The 22,704-nt window shown below is 39.8% G+C and carries 17 protein-coding genes and 5 tRNA genes; 15 read left to right on the top strand and 7 right to left on the bottom strand.

The window, feature by feature from the left end; all coding sequences use genetic code 11:
- Positions 1-166 precede the first annotated feature (166 nt).
- Positions 167-346: a hypothetical protein gene (locus RT138_RS09350; RefSeq protein ID WP_313190454.1), complete on the top strand. Its 180-nt coding sequence runs from the start codon at positions 167-169 to the stop codon at positions 344-346.
- 528 nt (positions 347-874) lie between these two features.
- Here the strand turns inward: RT138_RS09350 and RT138_RS09345 are convergent.
- The 6 genes from RT138_RS09345 to RT138_RS09320 all read right to left on the bottom strand — a co-directional run bounded on the left by RT138_RS09345 (position 875) and on the right by RT138_RS09320 (position 12,552).
- A complete protein-coding gene (locus RT138_RS09345; RefSeq protein ID WP_313190453.1) occupies positions 875-3,286 on the bottom strand; it encodes an FtsX-like permease family protein in 2,412 nt (803 codons plus the stop codon).
- Between the two features lie 175 nt (positions 3,287-3,461).
- Positions 3,462-5,846 (bottom strand): ABC transporter permease, encoded by a 2,385-nt coding sequence (locus RT138_RS09340; RefSeq protein WP_313190452.1) that lies wholly within the window; start codon positions 5,844-5,846, stop codon positions 3,462-3,464.
- Positions 5,847-6,282: 436 nt separating this feature from the next.
- Entirely contained in the window at positions 6,283-8,643 is a 2,361-nt protein-coding gene (locus RT138_RS09335; RefSeq protein WP_313190451.1) for an ABC transporter permease, read from the bottom strand.
- A gap of 1 nt (position 8,644) precedes the next feature.
- The gene (locus tag RT138_RS09330; protein ID WP_313190450.1) at positions 8,645-9,016 is read right to left on the bottom strand and encodes a hypothetical protein; all 372 of its coding nucleotides are present in this window, start codon (positions 9,014-9,016) and stop codon (positions 8,645-8,647) included.
- Positions 9,017-10,235: 1,219 nt separating this feature from the next.
- Complete coding sequence (locus RT138_RS09325; protein ID WP_093098540.1) at positions 10,236-10,916, bottom strand: ABC transporter ATP-binding protein; 681 nt, start codon at positions 10,914-10,916, stop codon at positions 10,236-10,238.
- Between the two features lie 382 nt (positions 10,917-11,298).
- Positions 11,299-12,552 (bottom strand): efflux RND transporter periplasmic adaptor subunit, encoded by a 1,254-nt coding sequence (locus tag RT138_RS09320; protein WP_313190449.1) that lies wholly within the window; start codon positions 12,550-12,552, stop codon positions 11,299-11,301.
- A 569-nt stretch (positions 12,553-13,121) separates the two neighbouring features.
- Here RT138_RS09320 and RT138_RS09315 point away from each other — a divergent pair.
- The 4 genes from RT138_RS09315 to RT138_RS09300 are packed head-to-tail and all read left to right on the top strand — an operon-like array spanning position 13,122 to position 17,605.
- Positions 13,122-14,429 (top strand): TolC family protein, encoded by a 1,308-nt coding sequence (locus tag RT138_RS09315; protein ID WP_313190448.1) that lies wholly within the window; start codon positions 13,122-13,124, stop codon positions 14,427-14,429.
- A gap of 15 nt (positions 14,430-14,444) precedes the next feature.
- The gene (locus RT138_RS09310) at positions 14,445-15,800 is read left to right on the top strand and encodes a sigma-54 dependent transcriptional regulator (protein ID WP_313190447.1); all 1,356 of its coding nucleotides are present in this window, start codon (positions 14,445-14,447) and stop codon (positions 15,798-15,800) included.
- Between the two features lie 2 nt (positions 15,801-15,802).
- A complete protein-coding gene (locus tag RT138_RS09305; protein ID WP_313190446.1) occupies positions 15,803-17,122 on the top strand; it encodes a HAMP domain-containing sensor histidine kinase in 1,320 nt (439 codons plus the stop codon).
- Positions 17,123-17,146: 24 nt separating this feature from the next.
- Positions 17,147-17,605: a hypothetical protein gene (locus tag RT138_RS09300; RefSeq protein WP_313190445.1), complete on the top strand. Its 459-nt coding sequence runs from the start codon at positions 17,147-17,149 to the stop codon at positions 17,603-17,605.
- 55 nt (positions 17,606-17,660) lie between these two features.
- Here RT138_RS09300 and RT138_RS09295 read toward each other — a convergent pair whose 3' ends face one another.
- On the bottom strand, positions 17,661-18,812 hold the full coding sequence (locus RT138_RS09295; protein ID WP_313190444.1) for a BamA/TamA family outer membrane protein: 1,152 nt from the start codon (positions 18,810-18,812) through the stop codon (positions 17,661-17,663).
- Between the two features lie 305 nt (positions 18,813-19,117).
- On the opposite strand from RT138_RS09295, the gene RT138_RS09290 reads away from it, so the two are divergent.
- The 10 genes from RT138_RS09290 (at position 19,118) to RT138_RS09245 (ending at position 22,625) form a co-directional block, all read left to right on the top strand.
- A tRNA-Thr gene (locus tag RT138_RS09290) sits at positions 19,118-19,190 on the top strand.
- A 25-nt stretch (positions 19,191-19,215) separates the two neighbouring features.
- Positions 19,216-19,299 (top strand) — tRNA-Tyr (locus RT138_RS09285).
- A gap of 58 nt (positions 19,300-19,357) precedes the next feature.
- A tRNA-Gly gene (locus RT138_RS09280) sits at positions 19,358-19,430 on the top strand.
- Between the two features lie 90 nt (positions 19,431-19,520).
- Positions 19,521-19,592 (top strand) — tRNA-Thr (locus tag RT138_RS09275).
- Positions 19,593-19,664: 72 nt separating this feature from the next.
- Positions 19,665-20,852: an elongation factor Tu gene (gene tuf, locus RT138_RS09270; RefSeq protein ID WP_093098550.1), complete on the top strand. Its 1,188-nt coding sequence runs from the start codon at positions 19,665-19,667 to the stop codon at positions 20,850-20,852.
- A gap of 233 nt (positions 20,853-21,085) precedes the next feature.
- Positions 21,086-21,156: transfer RNA gene (locus RT138_RS09265), tRNA-Trp, on the top strand.
- A gap of 24 nt (positions 21,157-21,180) precedes the next feature.
- Positions 21,181-21,375, top strand: coding sequence for a preprotein translocase subunit SecE (secE, locus tag RT138_RS09260; protein ID WP_094255409.1), 195 nt, complete (start codon positions 21,181-21,183; stop codon positions 21,373-21,375).
- 20 nt (positions 21,376-21,395) lie between these two features.
- Entirely contained in the window at positions 21,396-21,941 is a 546-nt protein-coding gene (gene nusG, locus RT138_RS09255; protein ID WP_093098554.1) for a transcription termination/antitermination protein NusG, read from the top strand.
- A gap of 77 nt (positions 21,942-22,018) precedes the next feature.
- A complete protein-coding gene (locus RT138_RS09250) occupies positions 22,019-22,324 on the top strand; it encodes a hypothetical protein (RefSeq protein WP_313190443.1) in 306 nt (101 codons plus the stop codon).
- Between the two features lie 148 nt (positions 22,325-22,472).
- Entirely contained in the window at positions 22,473-22,625 is a 153-nt protein-coding gene (locus RT138_RS09245; RefSeq protein WP_313190442.1) for a hypothetical protein, read from the top strand.
- The last annotated feature ends 79 nt before the right edge of the window (positions 22,626-22,704 follow it).

Below are 22,704 nucleotides of genomic sequence, written 5' to 3'. Positions count from 1 at the left end.
TATATATCAATAAAGATTGATATGTTCATTATCGGACGATTTGTTGTTCGCAAATGAACGTAATGGATTTGAACCAGGATGGGGTTCGACGGTCATCGAGCGAAGCCGAGATGTCGCTCACCCACCGAGGATGAGAGGATAGACCAAGATCAGGATTTGAACCAGGATGGGGTTCGACGGTTATCGAGCGAAGTCGAGATACCGCTCACCCAACGAGGATGGAAGGATGGACCAAGATCTGGAATTGAACCAGGATTGGGTTCGACGCCGCTCACCCAACGAGGATGAGAGGATAGACCAAGATCTGGATTTGAACCTGGATGGGGATCAACTTCTAAATACCTAACGACCCTGTCATCCTTGACCGAAGGTCAAGGAACTGTTCGCCAATGCAATCATTATTGCTTTTAAAATAATAATATAGATTATGGATGATCCAAGCTAATTCGGATAGACCTCAATATGAAGGTTTAACTGAAAAATAAGACAAAATAAAACTCCCAGCAGGGGGTGGAATCTTTGTAGAAAATGATTTGTTATATAGGCGAACCCCTAGCAGGGGTGAAATATTTTTCTATACCCTTTTGGTGTCATCCTGATGGCTCCGCCGAAGGATCTCGGAACTATCCAAACTTCATTTGAAATAGTTTTCTCATCTTACGATTTCGAAATGACCCCTATCCAAAAAAAATAAAAAATAGATTCTTCATTGTACTCTGAATCCCTCTACTTTCAAAACTTTAAATTCTCGGCATTAGCCCGCCGGAAAATTCTATTGTCTTGTGTCTTTGGTCTTAAGTCTTAAACCCTTTCCACTCTCTCAAATCTCATATCTCACATCTCATGTCCATTCAAGGGCAAAGCCCTTGAATCATCACTCATCCCTCAAGCTATCCACAGGATTTGCTTTGGCGGCGAAGTAGGTCCTGGACGTAAGGACCAGGGTTGCCACTGCCGAAAGTCCAATTCCGGCGATAACAAAAATCCACCATGAGAGCTCTGTTTTATAGACAAAATCGTTCAGCCATTCATGCATAAAATACCAGGCAATAGGGAATGCGATGACAGAAGCGATAATGACAAGGAGCATAAGGTTTTTCAACAATAAGAATATTATCTGGCTGATCGATGCACCTAGAACTTTACGGATGCCGATTTCTTTTACACGCTGGTTGGTGATGAATACAGCCAAACCAAACAATCCCAATGAAGCAATGCTGATGGAAAGCCATACAGCCCAACTCAATAGCTTAGATAGGTTCTGTTCTGTTTTATAGAAATTGGCAATAATATCATCGACGAATTTATAGTCAAATGTTTCCTCAGGGTAGAGGCTTTTAAACTTGCTTTCGATTTTACTAATCGCATTTTTCCAAGTTTCTGGGTGGTTTTTATCCAAAGCCACATGCATCATATAACCCGAATTGCTGCTCCAATACATCGTAGGTCTTACGGCTTCGCGGGCAGAAGAAATATTAAAATCCTTCATTACACCTACAATGGTTGTTTGGCCATTATTGAATGTTTTGCCAATGGCGTCCTCAGGATTTTTTAGACCAAGAAGTTCCAACATCTTGACATTGATAATACTTTCCGAAACAGAGTCAAGGACTCGGACGTTTCTACCAGTTATTAGCGGAATATTATAAACCTTAATAAAATTCTCATCGCCGTTTCTAGCATCGAAGGTGACCATTTTCTTGTCCGAAGTGTTTTGGTCATACGCCATTCCTGAGCTCATGTAACCATTGAATGCCGGCGATTGATTGCCAAAACTAACCGCATTTACTTCAGCTAAATTTTCCAATTCAGTCTTTAGGACCTTTCCCTTTTGCTCACTGTCGAAATTTGGAACAAAAAAGGTCACTACAGCATCCTTATTGAAACCCATATCCATATTAACAGCATAATGGATCTGCTTGGATACCACTAAAACGGCAATCAAAAAGACTTGCGCCAAAACAAATTGGAAAATGGTCAATCCTTTTCTTACCCAGGCGCTTCTGCTTAGATTACTGTTTTTTGTGGCTTGGTTTTTCAAGGCCATAATAGGAGAGTATCCCGTTAGTACCCATGCCGGATAAAAACCTGCGATACAGGTAATAACCAGCAGTTGAAGAACCAAAAAACCTATGATTTCCAAAACTGGAATGGACGAAACGGTAAATCCTTTAGGAAGAAATCCTGCGAAGGCCTGAGTCAGGATAGGAATTAATATTACGGATAATATCGTAGCAAATCCTGCAACTAAAAATGTCTCCAATAGAAATTGTCTTACCAAATTTGACTTCTTTCCACCCAATGTTTTCCTGATTCCAATCTCTTTAGCACGCTCTGTAGATTGAGCCGTAGAGAGATTAATAAAATTAATAGCTCCTAAAGTCAGTAGGAAGACCGCTAACAAGATTAAGTTTCTTAAGGTGGATTCTTTTACAGCATTGTAATTGAATTTAATGTCAAAATGGACATCCTTTAAAGGTTGAAGGATAAAATTATCCTTCCATTCATAATCATTTTGCTCTTTGTTCTTACTTAAGATCCCAGCAATTACCTTTTCAATATTTTTAGGCGAAGTTCCAGCTTTTAATAAGAGAATACACTGATTGCCACCATTATAATTACTCCATTGATCCCAAGATTTTATCACTTTCAAGGAAGCATTGTTTTCAACCGTAGAAACTGAAATTATTCCATCATACTTGAAATCAGAATTCTCTTTCATATCAGCTACGACAGCTCCAACAGTCAATTGTATGCTATCAGCAAATAAGATATTTTTCCCTAGCACATCACTAGCATTAGCCTTTGGGAATAGAATCTCGGCCTTACTTTGGGTAAGAACAATAGTATTAGGCTCTTTTAGGGAGTTGATATTTCCCGCTAGTGATACATGTGGAAATATGCTGAAGTATTTTTCATTGCTAAAGGTCAAACCTTCCTCATTTGGAAACACCCTTTCTTCCTGATCAGCTTCTTTTTGGATTTTCAACTTCGATCTGCCTAATTCCAAATTTGGGACCACTGCCTCTACACCTGTCAATTCCGTTTGCATTGCCCGTATCAATGGAACCAATACCGCATCTCCTTTATAACCTCCATCACTTACAACCTTATAAACACGGTCCCCATGGGGCAGATGCTTGTCAAAACTAAAGTCATAGCGCACCATCAGAAAAATGATCAAGGTCGCACAGATCCCAATGGCCAAACTGATTACACTAATAGAGGTTACCAGTATATTTTTCTTTAAAAATCTCCAAGCCGTTTTAAAATGATTTCTTAACATTTTGGTCAATATTTAATTTAATGTCTTCTTTATTAATCCCCCCAGCAATACCCCACCAGAATTTCTGTTGTCTTATATCTTAAGTCTTAAAACCTTTCCACTCTCTCAAATCTCATATCTCACATCTCATATCCATTTAAGCATCTCATATCCATTCAAGGGCAAAGCCCTTGAATTACTCATCCCTCAAGCTATCCACCGGATTTGCAAGTGCGGCTTTTATAGATTGGAAACTAATAGTTGCCAGAGAAATAAAGATGGCTGCTGCTCCTGCGATCACAAAATAGTACCATTCAATATGGATGCGGTATTCAAAATCCTGCAGCCAGTTGTTCATTGCCCACCAAGCAATTGGTGAAGCGATTAAGATGGATATTAACACCAGTTTGATAAAATCCATGGATAGGAGAGAAGTGATCTGAGGAACCGAAGCACCTAACACCTTTCTTACGGCAATTTCCTTCATTCTAGTTTCCGCCATATAGGCAATCAAGGCTAACAGTCCCAAACAGGAAATAAAGATGGTCAGTCCAGCAAAGAGCATGGCAATTGTACCAATAGCCTGAGCTTCCTTGAACTTGTTTTCAAATACCTTATCAATAAAGTGATAAGAGAATGGATATTCAGGGTTATACTTTTTGAATATACCTTCAATGGTTTTTAAGTTGTCGCTAGTAGAATATGCTGGATTTAGGCGATAATGAACAACACTAAAATAAGATGATGGACCTAAAATTACTGTTGGTTCCTTTTTGCCAAATGGAGATGCCATCACGAAATCCTTGATTAACCCCACCACTGTCAGCCTCCTGCCATCACCATTGATAATGCTTCCTACCGGGTTCTTTAACTTCAATACCTGAGCGGCAGCCTCATTAATAAGTACAGCATTGCTATCTGTAGGAAATTTGTATGCGTCAATATCTCGCCCATTGATCAAGGTAAAGCCTAAGGTTTTTATACCATCAGCATCAGAACTGAAACGGTTAAAATTTATTCTTTTATCTTCATCTAGGGATGCATCAGCGTAAAATCCCCAGCCGGAACTATAACGATCAGTAACTGGAGACATGTTTTTGGAAACTGAAACCACTGCATTGCTACTGAGAAGGTCATTTTTTATGCTTTTGAAGTTCTTCTCAATTTTTCCTTCAATTTCAGTATAAACCAAACCATTTTCTTGGTATCCACGATCTCTTTCTTTGCTATGGTTGATCTGTTGATAAACAACTACGGTTGCAATAATCAAGATGATGGCTAGGGTAAATTGAACGATAACTAAAACCGAGCGCATACTTACACCTTTAGTGGTTGCCTTAAACTTCCCTTTCAGCGTACTGATTGGTTTAAACGCTGAAAGAAAAAATGCAGGATATGCACCAGCTAATAAGCCTGTAAATAAAGCAAAACCCAATAAAAACAACCAGGTTGAGGCTGTTAAAAATGAAATTGAGATATTCTTAGAAACTAACTCATTAAAGTAAGGAAGAGCAATTATTATGATGATAATCGAAAGTACAGCTGCGAGCAGACTGATGAGGATACTTTCTGTCAAAAACTGAAGTATTAAACTTTTTTTGTCTGCTCCAATAACTTTTCTTACGCCAACTTCCTTTGCCCTTCTTTCTGATTTTGCCGTACTTAAGTTCATAAAATTAATACAGGCAACTAATAGGATAAAACCACCGATCCACGCAAACAGATTAACTAGGTCAATCCTCCCTGTTTTGAATTCGCCACCTTTCCCATTATTATATAAAAACTGATCCTTATAGGGAAATGCGAAAATATCTACGGTACTTCTATTAACTGATGTATTGTTGTCACCATTGATATGGTCCCTTGTAAAACTCTTTATCTTATTGTTGAAATCAGAAAGTGATATTCCATTTTTCAATAAGATATAAGTGAAAATAGAATTGTTAGACCAATTCTCATCATAATAATTGATACTTTTGGGATATTCCCAAGAAATTAAGCCTTCAAAATCAAAACTTGAATTCGAGGGAATATCCGCGATAACCGCTTGTACTCTGACTTGGTCCACAGAATCAATTTTTATGATCTTGCCAATTGGATCTTCATTACCAAACAGGTCTTTGGCTTTCTTGGCTGTTAAGACGATGGATTTTAGGTCATTCAGTAAATTACTCTTTTCTCCAGCTATTATAGGAAAACTGAACATATTAAAGAACCCAGGGTCTACAAATGATAAATTGGTTTTTAATTTTTTATCTTGATAGCTGGTCAAAAAGTAATTCTGATCGCTATATCTAGAATACGATTCAATATCCGGAAATTCTTCTTTCATGGAAGGACCAAGGATCTTTGGGGTGTAAACCCAAGCATATTTTGATCCTTGATTCTCATCCCTATTGCTCATGATATACAAGCGGTCACTTTTCTCATGAAAGCGATCCATGGTCAGCATATTCTGCAACCAAAGCATAATCATTAAAGCGCCAGCCATCCCAATCGCCAATCCGATAATATTTATGGCCGTAAACCCCTTATTCCTTAAGAGATTTCTCCACGCTATTTTGATATAGTTCTTAAGCATAAATTTCTTATTTAATGGTTAGAAACAGATTCAGTGGCTCGCCGAAGAATCTATTTCCTTACTTTTTTGCAACTTGCTTTCATTGCGAATCGCAAGATGAGCAAACTGTTTTTTTATCGTTGTTTGTCTCTGCGAAGCAATATCCAACTAGAAAGTTCTATTGTCTTGTGTCTTATGTCTATTGTCTTAAGACTTATCAAAAAACAGTTCGTTCGCTGTGCTCACGATGACAGCAGCTCTTATTCTTTATAAAAATAGATTCTTCGTTTTACTCTGAATCCCTCTTCTTACTAATCTGTTAATGCCCAACAAGAGTCCGTCGGAAATTTCTGTTGTCTTGTGTCTATTGTCTACAGCCATGCAGCCATGCAGTCTTTCCACTCTCTCAAATCTCATATCTCAGATCTCATATCCATTCAAAGGCAAAGCCCTTGAATCACTCATCCCTCAAGCTATTCACAGGATTTGCAATTGCAGCTTTAATGGATTGATAACTCACAGTCAAGATTGTGATCAGCAAAGCCAGTACGGCTGTAAATGCAAAGATTTCCCAGCTGATATTGATTCTATAAGTATAGGAGTTGAGGTATTTATTCATGGCCCAATAGGCGATAGGGAAGGCGATCAGACAGGCGATTCCTACCAATAAAATAAACTCCTTAGACAATAACCTGGTAACAGAGAATACCGAAGCGCCGAGGACTTTACGGACCCCAATTTCCTTGGTTCTGCTTTCTGCCATATAGGCTGCTAGTCCAAATAAACCAAGACAAGAGATAATGATGGTAAGGCCAGCAAATAACGCTGCCAGTTTACCAGTTTTTTGGGTTTCCTTAAATTTCAAGGCATAGGCCTCGTCAACAAACTTGTAGTCAAAAGGAAAATCAGGATTGTATTTTTTGAAGATAGCCTCTGCTTTTTTTAGAGCATCTGTTGTTGTCAAGCTTGGATTGAAGCGGATATGGATATTGTTCATCCAGCCACTAGCTCCTTCAATAACCAATGGTTTGACCGGTTCAAATGGAGACTCTTGGATGAAATCTTTAATCACGCCGATGATTTGAAATTTCCTTCCTCCATCATCGAAGATTTTGCCGATGGGGTCTTGGAAGCCCATGACTTTTGCTCCGGATTCATTGATAATGGCAGCCATCGAATCAGTCGGGAATTTGGTCAGATTAAAATCGCGACCTGCTATTAGGGTAAAGCCCATGGTTTCAACAACTCTATCATCACCTGTTTGGCGATTGAAATCGATAATGCTATTGGGGTCTTTTCCTTCCCAAGTGAAGCCATTCCAGCCGCTCCAACGTTCTGTTAATGGAGACATTAATCGACTAACTGATTGCGCCACATTTTGGTCTAATAGTTCCTGCTTGATCAGTTGCACATTCTTAGTGATCTCACCGACCTCTGGAACATAGATCAGGTTCTCTTTTTCAAATCCAAAGTCGCGATCCTGGGCATGTTTGATTTGCTTTTGGATCACTACGGTACTCACGATCAATATCAAGGCTATACTAAATTGGGTAACAACAAGTACTTTCCTGGGGTTGATTTTTTGCTGTATGCTATGCAAACGTCCCTTTAACACCTTGACCGGATTAAAAGAAGACAGAAAGAATGCAGGGTATATGCCAGCTAGAAAGCCTGTGAACAAAACAAAGCCAACAAATAGGATCCAAAACCTGAAATCCTGAAATGGCACTTTGAATTTCATGCCCACCAAATCATTAAAGGCCGGTAGAACCAAGATGACAAGTATAAAGGCAATCAGACCTGAAAAACAAGCCAGTAATAATGATTCTGAAAGGAATTGAAACACCAAACTCTTTTTTTGCGCTCCAACTACCTTTCGGATCCCTACTTCCTTCGCCCTCTTTTCACTTTGGGCTGTACTGAGGTTCATAAAGTTTATACAGGCAATCAACAGGATTAAAGCAGCGATAAGGGTAAATGTTTTCACCATTTCTATCCTTCCACCAATTACTTTTCCGTTCTCGTATTTATTGTAAAGGTATCTATCAGCAAAGGCGGTCAGAAAACTGACTGTCTTTACATCGGAGTGCCTTGGGATCAAGTCTTTGATTTGTTCTTGGATTTTAGGAAGATGCTTTTTATCATTTATTTCTACGTATAGATCCACGGAACTATTTCCCCATTGGCTATCTGAAAACCCTAGTTTTTCCATTAAGGTCCAAGGAACATAATATTCATAGCCTTGGAATATAGAATTAGATTCTGTTTCCTTTATGACTCCAGTAACTGCTAGCACATTGGTACTATCCAGTCTGATCGTTTTCCCCAGTACATCTGTAGTTCCAAAGAGATTGTTGGCCAGTTTCTCAGATAAGACAATGCTATTCGGGGCTTTTAACAGTGTATTTCTATTCCCGCTCAATAAGGGTAATTCAAACATGTTCAAAAAGGCTGAATCTACGAATACACCGATTCCTGCCGGAACTTTTTTATCGCCGATTGTAAATAAAAAACCCCTGGTTCCACTTAACCTAGAAACATTCACTACTTCTGGAATTTCCTCCTTCACCACGGCTGCCATAGGTTTTGGAGTAGAAAACCATGTTGCGGAATCCTGATCTGTCGCTTCTTTAGAACCTACACTATAAAGATTTTCGATTTTTGGGAAATTCTTGTTGAACCCAAATTGAAAATTGACCCATAATAAAATCAGCATGGCTGCTGCCATACCAATGGCTAATCCTACTATATTAATTGCCGTAAAACCCCTGTTCTTCTTAAGATTACGAAAGGCTATCTTGAAATAGTTTTTTAGCATATCAGATCAGGTAATTGATTTGTTTAATGAACTGCGGAAGGTTTGAAGCCTTACGCAAGACAACAATTACCTTATTTCCACTTGCAAGTGGTTTTATTCTTATAATGGTTTCCTTTTTGCATAATCTGCTCAGTTCCATTTCCGAACGTTCGATTCCAGCAACAACTTGCTTCTTAATTGAAAACTCTTTCGACTCAGCAGCATACCAAACCCCATCTGCAGGGATGTTTTTATTAAATCCATATTGCAGGTTTAACATCAACAAAACCATCAAGCTTGATAGGCAACAGATGCCCCAAACTGAGTTTTTGCCCTTTAATCCTTTAATCTTCTTCAGAAGCGTAAAGGTTTTATCTAAATATTGATTATGCATGGCCTTTGATTAGTGATAAGGTTATGAAACCATAATTATTTCAATCCAAAAATCAATATCCAATTCATTTGCCAAAAATACAAATAACTCATTGTCAATCGATTGTTGTTTATTCAGGTATTCTAATTGTCCGTTATCGGACGGTTATTTGTTCGTTAATGGACGGGCAGTTATAGTATTTAGTAGAGAGTATTTAGTATTTAGACCTTGAGCCAGGATTAGGTTACATATTATCGCTTGAAAGTCCCCATACAAACCTAGATTATTATCATTTTCAGATTAAAGAAATTCTTCGATTTTCAAATTCTCGTGTGTAAAAATTCCACAACTCAATCTCCATTGGACATGAAATGTTTTTCAATTATTTTCTTCGTTACTTTTACGTGAAAAAGTAACGAAGAAAATCATGTAAGGTTCAACCTGTCATTGATACGAAGGAAAGACCTTGGGACAATGGTTTGAACCAGGATGGGGTTCGACGCCGCTCACCCAACAAGGATGGGAGGAAGGACCAAGATTATGGTCAAATATAGCTTGAAAGTCCCGCATTGTGTAGGAGCGTATTGAATACGCCTGTCCTATACAAACCTAAAATAACATTATTTTCAGATTAAAGAATTTCCTCGGTTTTCATATTCTCATGAATTAAATTTCCACAACTCGAGACTATTCAAAAATCCTATTTTGTAAGCAAAAAAGAACGCATTGACTTACAGTTCCATAATCTTCGATTATGGATGACAGGCAATTGTGTTAGAGAACCGTACAGATTCTTCACTAATCGTTCAGAATTGGAAGTTTCTAAAGAGGGATTCAGAGTAAAATGAAGAATCTATTATATATATTTTCAATGAATAACACCCTAAATTGCGGTAATATTCATGGACAGATCAACGGCGGGCGTATCCGATAAGTCAATACCAACCATGATGAATATATGGTTGATAGGCAATCCGCCAATAATCTTGGTCTATCCTCTCATCCCTTTAATCCTGGTTCATACCCAGATCTTGGTCTATCCTCTCATCCCTTTAATCCTGGTTCATACCCAGATCTTGGTTTATCCTCCCATCCAATCCATCCTGGTTCAAATCCCCAAACCTCACACAAAAAAGCCGGCCTTTTGGGCCAGCTCCTATATCAAAAGTTTAACAAAGTCTAAATACTAAATACTTAATACTAAATACTCTTTTCCAAATACTTTCTACTAAATACTCCTTTACAATGCCGTCGTAGTCTCCAATATTACCTGACCATCCAGCATCCGGATTACGCGGTCCGAAAATTTTGCGTCATGCTCAGAGTGGGTAACCATAACGATTGTTGTGCCGCTTTCATTGAGCTCGGTCAACAGCTGCATGACTTCATTACCATTGCTGGAGTCCAAGTTACCTGTAGGCTCATCGGCAAGGATTAGTTTGGGATTATTGACTACCGCACGGGCAACAGCAACACGCTGTTGCTGACCACCGGAGAGCTGTTGTGGGAAGTGATTGCGACGGTGCATAATCTGTACTTTCTCCAATACCTCTTCCACACGTTTCTTACGTTCTGCAGGAGGAACATTGGTGTATACCAATGGAAGTTCCACGTTTTCAAATACGGTCAGCTCATCGATCAGGTTGAAACTTTGGAAGACAAATCCAATATTGTGCTTACGCAAATCCGAGCGTTTGTTTTCCTTGAAGTGTGCCACCTCAATATTGTTGAAAAGATAACTACCTTCATCCAAATCATCCAAAAGACCGATAATGTTCAAAAGGGTAGACTTTCCACATCCCGAAGGTCCCATCACTGCAACAAATTCACCTTCCTTAACATGGATATTCACATTGTTCAAGGCAACGGTCTCTACCTCCTCGGTACGGTAGAATTTTTGAAGATTGGTTATTTTTATCATGAGTTTCTTTGTTTAAAATAAATAAATTTCAGTTTTATAATAGGTTAATGTTATTCGTTTCTCAATGTTTTCGTAGGGTTGCTCGTCCTGAACCCAAAGGAAAATTAAGGCAGTTACGGTTATTCCCAATGCTAAACCAAAAATATTCAGAAAGCTATATCCCTTGGTTTTCCAGAGGTTTCTAAAGGCAGATTTAATAAAATTTTTGATCATAATCTATTTTTGGTTGTTTTGTCTTTATGCCGAATTACTGTGAGGCTTTCCTAGCCATCACAGCACTTCGACATGCCTTTATTTTTTATTTATTCATTCGGATTTTTATCTTCCATAACCGTCGCCCTCGAATTAGCAGATCAATGACGACGGTTAATAGGCAAACACCTTATTGCTTTATATTTAATTCCTGTATTTTATCATAGGTCTCATAACTCGAAACCACCACTTTATCCCCAGGTTTCAATCCATTTAATACTTCGTAATATTCAGGATTCTGCCTTCCTAATTGTAAATCAGTACGGTAAGCTGTTTTTCCATCCTTATCCAGTTTGAAAATCCAGTTTCCGGCGGTCTGTTGGTAAAAGCCTCCCTTAGCCAACAATACTGCCTTGGTTTCATCGCTTAAAGCTAAGCGGATGGTTAAGGTCTGACCTCGGCGTATGCCTTCCGGCCTTTCACCAATAAACTCCATATCCACTTGGAACCTTCCGTCTTTTACCTGGGTGTACACTTTTTTGATCCTGAGCTCATAGGTTTTATTACCTATGCTGAATTGTCCCTTCAGGTCTGGGAAGATACGGTTGATATAGTGCTCATCAATTTCTGCACGGACCTTGAAACCAGTCAATACGTCTATCTGACCTAGTCGTTCCCCTGGGTTCTTGTTTTGTCCCACTTCTGCATCAAATGATGTCAATTGGCCGTCCACTGGAGCACGGAGGATCAAATCTCCAACTTTCTTGCGCATTAGATCCAAAGCCTGTTGGGTACTTTGATATGTCTTGCGATCTTGATTCAATTTTTGGTTGTTGGAAATTTCATCCTGTTTCAAGATCTGCTTGGTCAATTCTACCCTTTCCTTTTGGTAATTATATTCGTTCAGCGATTTCTGATATTCCTGTGAACCGATTGCTTTCTCTTCCAAAAGTTTTTTGTTCAATTCATATATACGTTTTGATTCCTTGTAGGCCTGCTCTACATCGGCCATTTGGTTCTTGTTGGAAATGGAAGCTTGTTGTGCATTGGTCTGCGCAATCTGGGCCTGCGTCAAAAGGTTCAAGACCTGCGTTTCATTCTGAACTAAACTCAATTCCATATCTGTATTGGAAAGACGCATAATGGGATCCCCTTTATGTAAATGCGCTCCATCTTCTACATATTTCTCTTCAACACGACCACCAACGGAAGCATCTAGATAGATACTGCTGATAGGAAGTACGGTACCATTTATAGGGATGAATTCTTGAAATGTATCTTCTTTAACTTCAAAGATGGAAATACGCTCTGCATCCACATTCAACTTGCTGTTTCCACTGGTATAGTAATAACTCGCACCGATCAGCGCAACAATACCTGCAATTCCAGCTACAGTTAGGATTCGTTTGCTATTCCACTTCTTTTGTTCAATTGGTCTGTCCATGTAATTCTATGTTCAAATTTGCAATATGCATATACAAGGTTGTGCCAAAGTTTTAAATAAATGTAAATCAATGTTTTAAATAAAATATGCTGGATTTGACTGTTCGAAAGCGAACAGTAATTGTGCGATGCTGAACAATAAAAAAGCAGGCTAATAAATGCTAGGACTGGTTTGGGATTTCAAGTACTTAATTAAAAAGCTTAAAAATGTTGGAGCTTAGTTTTGTACTGTTAAATATTCTACAATTAATTGGTTTCATTCTACCCTTGTTCGAGGCAGCTTCGAGAAAAAATTGAACCTCATGCAAGGCATTTTGCGAAAATTCCGAATATGTCCCGAATAAGGTCGAGAACTAATCTACTTTGGAACTCTACTTCTTATAAAATTTGATAGAAGAGTTGAAGTTCTTCATTAAAGCGGGTCTATTGTACGGTTTCAGTGTTCATAAGCGAACACTTTCATGTTCGGCTTCGAACAGCTAATGCCTTCTTTAATTATTAAATTGCTGATAAACAATGTTTTAATTATTTGGCACAGCCTGTGGAATGCAGTGGGAAATATGTTTTTAGATGAAAAGAAATTACCTATACGTAATCATAATTGTTTGTTGTTTAGTTAGCACGGCAAAAGGACAGAGTAGCTCTCTGTCTTTGGCCGATTGCATTCAGCAAGCGATACAGAACAATCCTACCCTTAAAAGAAATGAATTGGTTATCGATCGTACAGATCTTCAGTACAAACAGGCCAAGTATGACCGTTTGCCATCATTGAATGCCAATATCGGTCATGACATTTCTCAAGGTAGGTCCATCGATCCGACTACCAATCAATATATAGATCAGAACAATAGCTCAGGGCGACAGTCCCTGAGCTTAAATGTTCCCATCTTTAATGGTTTCTATATTATCCATAATATCCGAATGCGGTCCAATGCGCTTGATGCTGGCAAACTGGAATATGAAGGCTTTGTCAATGAACTGAAATTGGACGTTATTGAAGCTTATGTCAAAGTGTTAACTGCACAAGACATGTTGATCCAGACCGAAGGACAATTGGCAGTGACCAAAGAGCAATTAAACAGGAATGAGGTACTGAATAGGGAAGGTGCTACCAATCCGGGAGACCTATATGATATCAAAGGCCAATATAGCAGTGACCTGAATACGGTTGAATTAACTAAACAGACTTTAAATAACGCCAGGGTAACCTTGGCGGGTTTGATGAATGTGGATGTCAATACGCTAGGTACCTTAGAGGAAATCGATATTCCAACAGAAATTCAGGCCAAAAGTTCGGAGGAGTTATTTCAACAATCCTTAAATATCCTGCCGCAGTATAAGGCCTTGGATTGGAGAATCAAAGAAATGGAAGAAGGCATTAAGGTGGCAAAATCTAATTATTGGCCTAGTCTTTCTTTAAGCGGTGGAATGAGCTCCAACTACAGTAAAGAAGGTGGAGCAATCTTTAACCAGATCAAGAATAACCTGAGTAAAGGTGTGGGATTGACCTTGTCCATTCCAATCTTTAACCAGTTCAAGAATAGAACCCAGGTCCGTTTGGCCCAGGTGTCTTTGGATGATGCGAATTTAAGTAGGGATATCATGCGTAATGATCTACGCATGAAGACTGCCCAAGCGGTTTTCGATTTGAACATTACGCAAAAGAATGTGCTGAATCTGCGTGACCAAGAAGTTAGCTATGCGGAGTCCTTTCGGATTGCCACAGTTCATTTTGAGGCAGGCAATAGCAACTCGGTTATTTATTTAACAGCGAAGAATAAATTAGATGCTACGCGCAGTCAATTGATCATCAGGCAATATGAATGGTTGATGCAAAAATATGTGAATGATTATTATGCAGGTTCATTGAATTTATAATTAACTTAGCTTTAAATGAAAAAAGCGACCATTCTAGTTGTTGATGATGATCAAGATTTATTAACCGCCACACGAATATTATTAAGACCTAACGTCAAAGAAGTACTGGTAGAACATAATCCGGAAAGGTTAATGAATATCCTGGAAAAGAATCCAGTTGATATTGTCATGCTGGATATGAACTACAAGAGTGCCATCAATACAGGCAATGAGGGTTTGTTCTGGTTGTCTAAGATCAAGACCCATTTTCCAAAAGTCAACGTGGTGATGATCACCGCCTACGGTGCGGTTGACCTTGCCGTGAAATCGTTGAAACAAGGAGCCTCTGATTTTATTGTCAAACCTTGGCAGAATGAACAGTTGCTCAATACCCTGAACAGCATATACGAAGAAAACAAACCCAATCAAAAGGAAAAGCAGATCGTCAGTCCCCGTGAACATCATGGGATCATTGGGAATTCTCCCATTATGGAAGACCTGCAGTTTAAGTTGGACAAGGTTTCGCCTACTGAGGCTAATATCTTGATCTTAGGGGAAAACGGTACAGGTAAGGATCTGATCGCGAATGCCATCCATCAACGTTCCTTACGATCAAAAAAGGCATTTGTAAAGGTGGATGTGGGTTCCCTGACAGAAACCCTTTTTGAATCTGAACTTTTTGGATATAAGAAAGGTGCATTTACGGATGCTCGGGAGGATCGTAAAGGTCGCTTCGAACATGCGGATTCTGGAACTTTGTTTCTGGATGAAATTGGTAACATCAGTCTACAGCAACAGGCAAAATTGTTAAGTGTACTTCAGAACAGAGCGGTGGTTCCTTTAGGTTCCAGTCAAGCGATTCCAGTAGATATCCGATTGATCTCGGCTACGAATGTACCCCTAAAAGTCCTGGCTGATGAGAGCCGTTTTAGGAAGGATTTGGTCTATCGGATAAACACCTTGGAAATCCAGGTTCCCGCATTAAGGGAACGTGTTGGTGATATCCCGCTTCTGGCAGAGCATTTTCTGAAATTCTATAACGAAAAGTATCATAAGAACATTGGCGGATTGGAAGCCGATGCTATTAATAAACTAAAAGGCTACCATTTCCCAGGGAATGTTCGCGAATTGCAATATAGTATTGAACGCGCTGTGATCATGTCCGATCAGCAGAGTATCCGTGCTGAAGACATCTTGTTCTCTCCCATTGAACAGCAGTTGCCCGATAAACCGATTGTCGACGATTTCTCATCCCATAATTTGGAGGAGATGGAGCGTAAGGCCATTAAGTCTGCCATTGAGCGCTATAATGGAAATATCAGCAAGGCGGCCAAGGAATTGGGACTGACCCGTGCAGCACTGTACCGTCGATTGGAAAAATATAATCTTTAATAATGACCAAACTGGCTATAGCAGATTTTTTTAAGATGCTGTTCCTTATGGCTTTGGCTGTAGGTATAGCATTTTTGATATTTAAGGGTTTTTATCTCTATGCCGGTTTAGGTTTTTTCTTTTTGTTGGTACTTTCCTATAGGATGTTCTCCAAACATCGATTTCTGTTGAGACAGATGGTTGAATTTTCGGAAGCGGTAAAATATCGTGATTTCACAAGGAGATTTGTGGTGAAAAGGGAGAAATCTGTTGAAGGGCAGTTGTATGCTGCATTTAATCAGATCAATGATGTCTATAAGAATATCAGTATCGATCAGGCCCTGCAACATCAGTACCTGAATAAGGTGATCAATATGCTGGATACCGCCATCATCTTTTATCATGCCGAATCAGGGAAGGTAATCTGGTTGAATGAAGCTTTTAAGGACCTTTTTCAAGTTCCACATCTAGGGAATATTTCGGGGATGGAAAAACGACATCCTGAACTTTATATCAAGACCATGCAGTTGCAGGTCGGCAAGCATCAGATGGAAACAGCTCATTCCAGTAAAGGCAAGATCAAGCTATTGATGCAAAGCTCTGGCTTTGAAACACAGGATGGTTCCTTTCGCATTATCGTCTATCAGAATATCAACGAAGCCATTGACGAAACTGAAACTAGGGCCTGGCATAAACTGTTGCGGGTATTGACCCATGAGATCATGAACTCCATCGGTCCGATCAGCTCCTTGGCGGAAACCTTACATGACCGTCTGGAACATTGGGAAGGTGAGCAGGATATCGAAGACCTGAAGCTTGGGATTTTTACGATCAAGCGAAGAAGTGAAGGACTGTTGCAGTTTGCGAAAAGCTATAGATTGATCAATAAGGTTGACCAACCTCAGTTTTCGGAAATCCAGGTTGTACAGCTTTTTGAAAACATTTATCAATTATTAGAACCTACCCTGATCCAAAAGAACATTGATGTGGATATTATCATCAAGAATACCCGCATGATTCTCCGGGCGGATGGGAATCTTTTGGAACAGGTCATCATCAACCTGTTGTTGAACGCCATCGAAGCGGTGAAGGGTGAGGAAGAGCCCTATATCAGTTTGTCAGCGATTGAAACTAAGGACCATATCCAATTAAAGATCCAGGACAATGGGGCAGGAATGTCTCCCGAGATCCAGGAACAGATCTTTACGCCATTCTTTACGACCAAAAAGACGGGTACCGGTGTTGGCTTGACCCTCAGTAAGCAGATCATGTTAATGCATGGTGGCAATATCTCTGTGGACAGCATTGAAGGGGAGGGAAGTACATTTACCTTGCAATTCTAAAGCAATTTGTATTTTTGTGCTGCAATGCGGTATTACTTCGACTATATCTATCATTTTTTGGTTTCCAATAGCAGACATGGTACACATTCCCCTTTTGTGTATGCACTGACGGAAAAGGTAATCTACAATCCCAGCTATAAAAGCCAAAATTTTGTTGAGTTTCCCGAAGGCTTCAATCCAAATTATTTTTCATTGTTAAAGAAGATATGGAGTTTTTGGGAGGTCAATGCCTTGAGTAAAGACCTACAGGATATGGACGCACAGTCCTATTGGATCGATGGGAAGGAGGATTCCGAAGTCATCCTGCCGTTAATTGATGCAGGGAAAATCATAGTTTTCCATGAGCCTTATAAGCAAAAATGGCTATGGAAAGAATTGATTGCCGATCAACGGGTGACCGTGTCCATCAATTTATTTCATTTTGGCATCCTTTTGAAAAGGGAGGGGCAAAGAAAACAAGATTTTCTCCTACGATATCTTTAATATCCTTCCTGCAAAAAGCAAACAAGTTTCCAGATTCGGTTATTATTTTATCCCATTAAAAAGCTTCACTGATACTGAGGTAAAATCCAGACTGTCTTTTTTCACCAGGTCTTTGTTCACCATAAGCATAATCAAAACGGATGCTGCTGTTGTGTTCTAGGCTGAAGAAATAGCGCAGTCCGCCACCAAAGGATGGGATAAGGCGCATGTCATGTTGCTTGGAGAAGGTGCTACCGGTGCCTAGGAATGCATTGACTCCTATGCGGGGGATGAAGCGGTATCTAAGTTCTGCTTGAGCAGTTAAGTAATTCTTGTCCTTATAACGACCCAGATAATAACCACGCATGGTCATATCCCCACCCAGTTCACGCATGACATAGAAAGGCACATTTTTTCCGTAAGTACCACGGTACAGCCCTTGGGCGGCGACGGTGAGTTTTTTGTTGATGGGATAGAAGCCGCGCACATCCAGTTCAAGCTGGTTTCCCGTGAAATTGTCCTTTCCAAAGAAATTGGGAGCATAGCTATATTTTAGCCTGCTATAAAAACCATTGGTAGAATATGTGGTGTTGTTACGGGTGTCATACAGGGCAGAAACGCCAAGGGCAAGGTATTGACCGCCATCTTTACCATAAACCTCTGGGGATTCGAAGATGCCACCGGCCTCCATGTCATTGAACTCGAAGTGTTCGTAATTTAAATTGACACCGGCATAAAAATTAGGGGCGAATCTTTTTTCACCATCCAGTTTGATGCGGTAGAGTTTTTGGTCTAAATAATCCTCATCAGCTTTCCAGGTATCATTACCAAGGCCGTAGAAATTGAAAGGCCAATCCCTGAATCGCATTTCCGTAAGGATATGGTAGTCGTTGTTTTTAGTCCAGATATCGGAGGTCAGTTTGATGTTTTTTTGTTTTTTGGTGGTCAGGGTACCGATCAGGGTTACGTTGGAGGTTCTGCTATCGAGGTTTTCTTTGTCGATATAGAAATTATAGGTACTAGCGATCCCGTATTCGAAGCCCGTTTCCTGGGCATAACCGATGGCAGGCAGGACGACAAAGCTACCTGAGCGGGAAGAATCTTTTTTGGAGGAGACGAACTTTTGCATCAATTTTTGGATGATTCCGGATTTTTCTTGAGCGTTTCCAAGCTCAGGGAAGATGCAAAGGTTAATAAAGAACAATACTACGAGCGAATAATTTTTCAAAGCAATTCCATTTATTTGTGCAAATATAGGGTATCCTTTGAAATGGAATATGAAAATTATTTACTTGCATATCAATGATATGGTTTTCAGGAGTAAAAAAAATGACCAAATATTTTTGATATGTTCATGGAGTAGCTATCTTTGCATCATCAAATCGGGAAAATGAGTACCGAAATGAGATTGTTCTTTAAGTAGAAAAAAAATTAAAAATAAAACTTGCGAATATCAGATAAATATTAGATTTTTGCACTCGCTATCCAAAGATAGCCGTTCTTTAAAACAGAAAGTTTTATTAAATAAAGCACGCCTCCTTAGCTCAGCTGGTAGAGCAACTGACTTGTAATCAGTAGGTCATTGGTTCGATTCCGATAGGAGGCTCAAAAACAACGCAAGTTGTAGGTCTGGAGGGGTTCCAGAGCGGTCAAATGGGACGGACTGTAAATCCGTTGCTTCGGCTTCGAAGGTTCGAATCCTTCTCCCTCCACCAAAAAGTTTTCATTCTTCCGGTTGTGAAAGGCAGGAGTTCCTGAGTGTAAAACTGAAAAGCGGAAGTAGCTCAGTTGGTAGAGCGATAGCCTTCCAAGCTATAGGTCGCGAGTTCGAACCTCGTCTTCCGCTCAATTTATAAAACAAATCTAAGTCTCTGTCTTCTTAACAATTTATTTTTGAAAGGGTAGAGGCTTATATCTGTAAATAAGCTTTTTGAAAGCCGAAGTAGCTCAGGGGTAGAGCACTTCCTTGGTAAGGAAGAGGTCGTGGGTTCAAATCCCATCTTTGGCTCGAATACATAAGTTTTGTAACTTTGTAAGATTAATTAAAAGAAATATTTTATAATTACTAATTCGCATAAACATGGCAAAAGAGAAATTTGACCGTAGTAAACCCCACTTAAACATTGGTACTATCGGTCACGTTGACCACGGTAAAACAACTACAACAGCTGCTATCACTAAAGTTTTAGCTGATAAAGGTTTTTCAGAGGCTCGTTCATTTGATTCAATTGACTCTGCTCCTGAAGAGAAAGAGCGTGGTATCACAATTAACACTTCACACGTAGAATACCAAACAGCTAACCGTCACTATGCACACGTTGACTGTCCAGGTCACGCCGATTACGTTAAGAACATGGTAACTGGTGCTGCACAGATGGATGGAGCTATCATCGTAGTTGCTGCTACAGATGGTCCTATGCCTCAAACTCGCGAGCACATCCTATTAGCTCGTCAGGTAGGTGTTCCTGCGTTAGTAGTTTTCTTGAACAAAGTTGACTTAGTTGATGACGCTGAGTTATTAGACTTAGTTGAGATGGAAGTTCGTGAATTATTATCATTCTACGAATTCCCAGGTGACGATGTTCCAGTAATCAAAGGTTCTGCATTAGGTGCATTGAACGGAGAGACTCAATGGGTTGATTCAATCATGGAATTGATGGATGCTGTAGATAACTACATTCCAATCCCTCCACGTTTGACAGATCTTCCTTTCTTGATGCCTATTGAAGACGTATTCTCGATCACAGGTCGTGGTACAGTTGCAACAGGTCGTATCGAAAGAGGTGTAATCAACTCTGGTGATCCAGTTGAGATCTTAGGTATGGGTGCTGAAAACTTGAAATCTACAGTAACAGGTGTTGAGATGTTCCGTAAGATCTTAGATTACGGTGAGGCTGGTGATAACGTAGGTTTATTGTTACGTGGTATTGAGAAAACTGATATCCGTCGTGGTATGGTTATCTGTAAACCAGGTTCAGTAACTCCACACACAGACTTCAAAGCTGAGGTTTACGTATTGTCGAAAGCAGAAGGTGGTCGTCACACTCCGTTCTTCAACAAATACCGTCCTCAATTCTATTTCCGTACAACTGACGTAACTGGAGAGATCACTCTAGAAGAAGGTACTGAGATGGTTATGCCAGGTGATAACGTAACAATCACTGTTAAGTTGATCAACGCTATCGCTATGGAAAAAGGTCTACGTTTCGCTATCCGTGAAGGTGGTAGAACAGTAGGTGCTGGTCAGGTAACTGAAATCATTAAATAGTCCTTAGGGATTATCTAAATAAAAGATAAGCTAATTAGCTCCGGCTAATTAGCTTATTTTTTCTAATTATTCATTTTTGTTGAGGCTCAAACACTTAGCGAAGTAGGGGAGTTCCAGGGCAAAATAGGAATAGATTGACCAGAAAAAAATCTTGCGGAAATCGCAAATAAATTGAAATAATATTTGCTGCAATGGGGTCTAAAGCCTATATTTGCATCATCAAAAAAATCTACACGGGCATAGTTCAATGGTAGAATAGAGGTCTCCAAAACCTTCGATCTGGGTTCGAATCCTAGTGCCCGTGCTAATAAAAATAGAAACTTAAAAAATGGCAAAAGTACTTGATTTTATTAAGGACTCTTATACAGAGGTTACTGAGAAAGTGACTTGGCCTACATGGGCGCAACTACAAAGTCATGCGGTTATTGTACTTGTTGCATCTGTTATTATTGCGTTGGTAATTTTCATAATGGATAAAGCATCAAGCAATGTAATGGAACTGCTGTACAATACAGCGTCTTAATTTTCTAATCCAACAGTATTATGGCAGATCAAAGTTTAAAGTGGTACGTTGTGCGTGCTGTTAGCGGAAAAGAGAAAAAGGTTAAGCAATACCTTGAAGCTGAAATTAACCGCTTAGGCATACAACATTTGGTGACCCAAGTATTAATCCCGATGGAGAAATACTACCAAATGCGCGATGGCAAGAAAGTTGCCAAAGAACGTAACTACTACCCTGGGTATGTTTTGATCGAAGCGGCTTTGGACGGTGAGATCGAACACGCAATCAAAAACGTAAATAGTGTAATTGGATTCTTAGGTGATAAAGCAGGTAATGCTATCCCTCTACGTCCAGCTGAAGTTAACCGTATTTTAGGTAAGGTTGACGAAATGGCTGAACAAGGTGAATCAATCAGCGTTCCTTATTACGTTGGTGAGACCGTAAAAGTAAACGACGGTCCTTTCAACGGATTTACAGGTGAAATCGAAGAGGTACACGAAGACAAGAAGAAATTGACCGTAATGGTAAAAGTATTCGGTCGTAAAACTCCACTCGAGCTGAACTATATGCAGGTTGAAAAAGAGTAAGCTCTTTTAGTCAGTAGACAAAAGACATAGACATAAGAAGCCCTATCCATTTGGATAGGGCTTTTTTTTGAACCAAGATGTGGCTCGACTCCGCTCGCCACACGAGGATGAGAGGATGGGCCAAGATCTGGATTTTGAACCAGGATGTGGCTCGACTCCGCTCGCCACACGAGGATGAGAGGATGGGCCAAGATCATGGAATGTATCAGGATGTGGCTCGACTGCGCTCGCCAAACGGGATGGGAGGATGGACCAAGATCATAACTATTATTACGGATTGCATTGGCGTACGGTTCCATAATCGAAGATTATGGATGACATGTATTTTAAATATATACCCGTACAGATTCTTCACTATCCGTTCAGAATTGGAAGTGTCCTGAGATTGAAAAATATTTCATCCACGCTGTGGGTTCGTCATAAGAACATACACTTTCTACAAAGATTCCACCCCTGCTAGGGGTTTTCTGTATACATCAATCCTTCCGAAGGAAGCCCTTTAGCCGGCGGCTCATTTCCAATGGCGGAAAAATGGAAAGAATGCCGTTGCCATGTGCGATGGGATTGGCCTTGGATGCTTTCAAGAAATTCTCCCATCTAAGGGGAGAATTTCTTGAAAGCATCCTCGACATCCAGGCATTCTTTTCATGTGTAGTGGATGGCGCGAAAAGCCATCTTAAATGAGCCGAAGCGTTACGGATTCGAGTTGTTTATGGTATCCGTGAGCTCCTTCGTCGGTTTTGGTTAATTTGGGCTTCAAAAG

Origin of the sequence: Sphingobacterium sp., from assembly GCF_032065005.1 — a bacterium.
Taxonomy (GTDB): Bacteria; Bacteroidota; Bacteroidia; order Sphingobacteriales; family Sphingobacteriaceae; genus Sphingobacterium.
The sequence above is the reverse complement of the archived record's forward strand: the minus strand, read 5'-3'. Positions and strand labels throughout refer to the sequence as shown.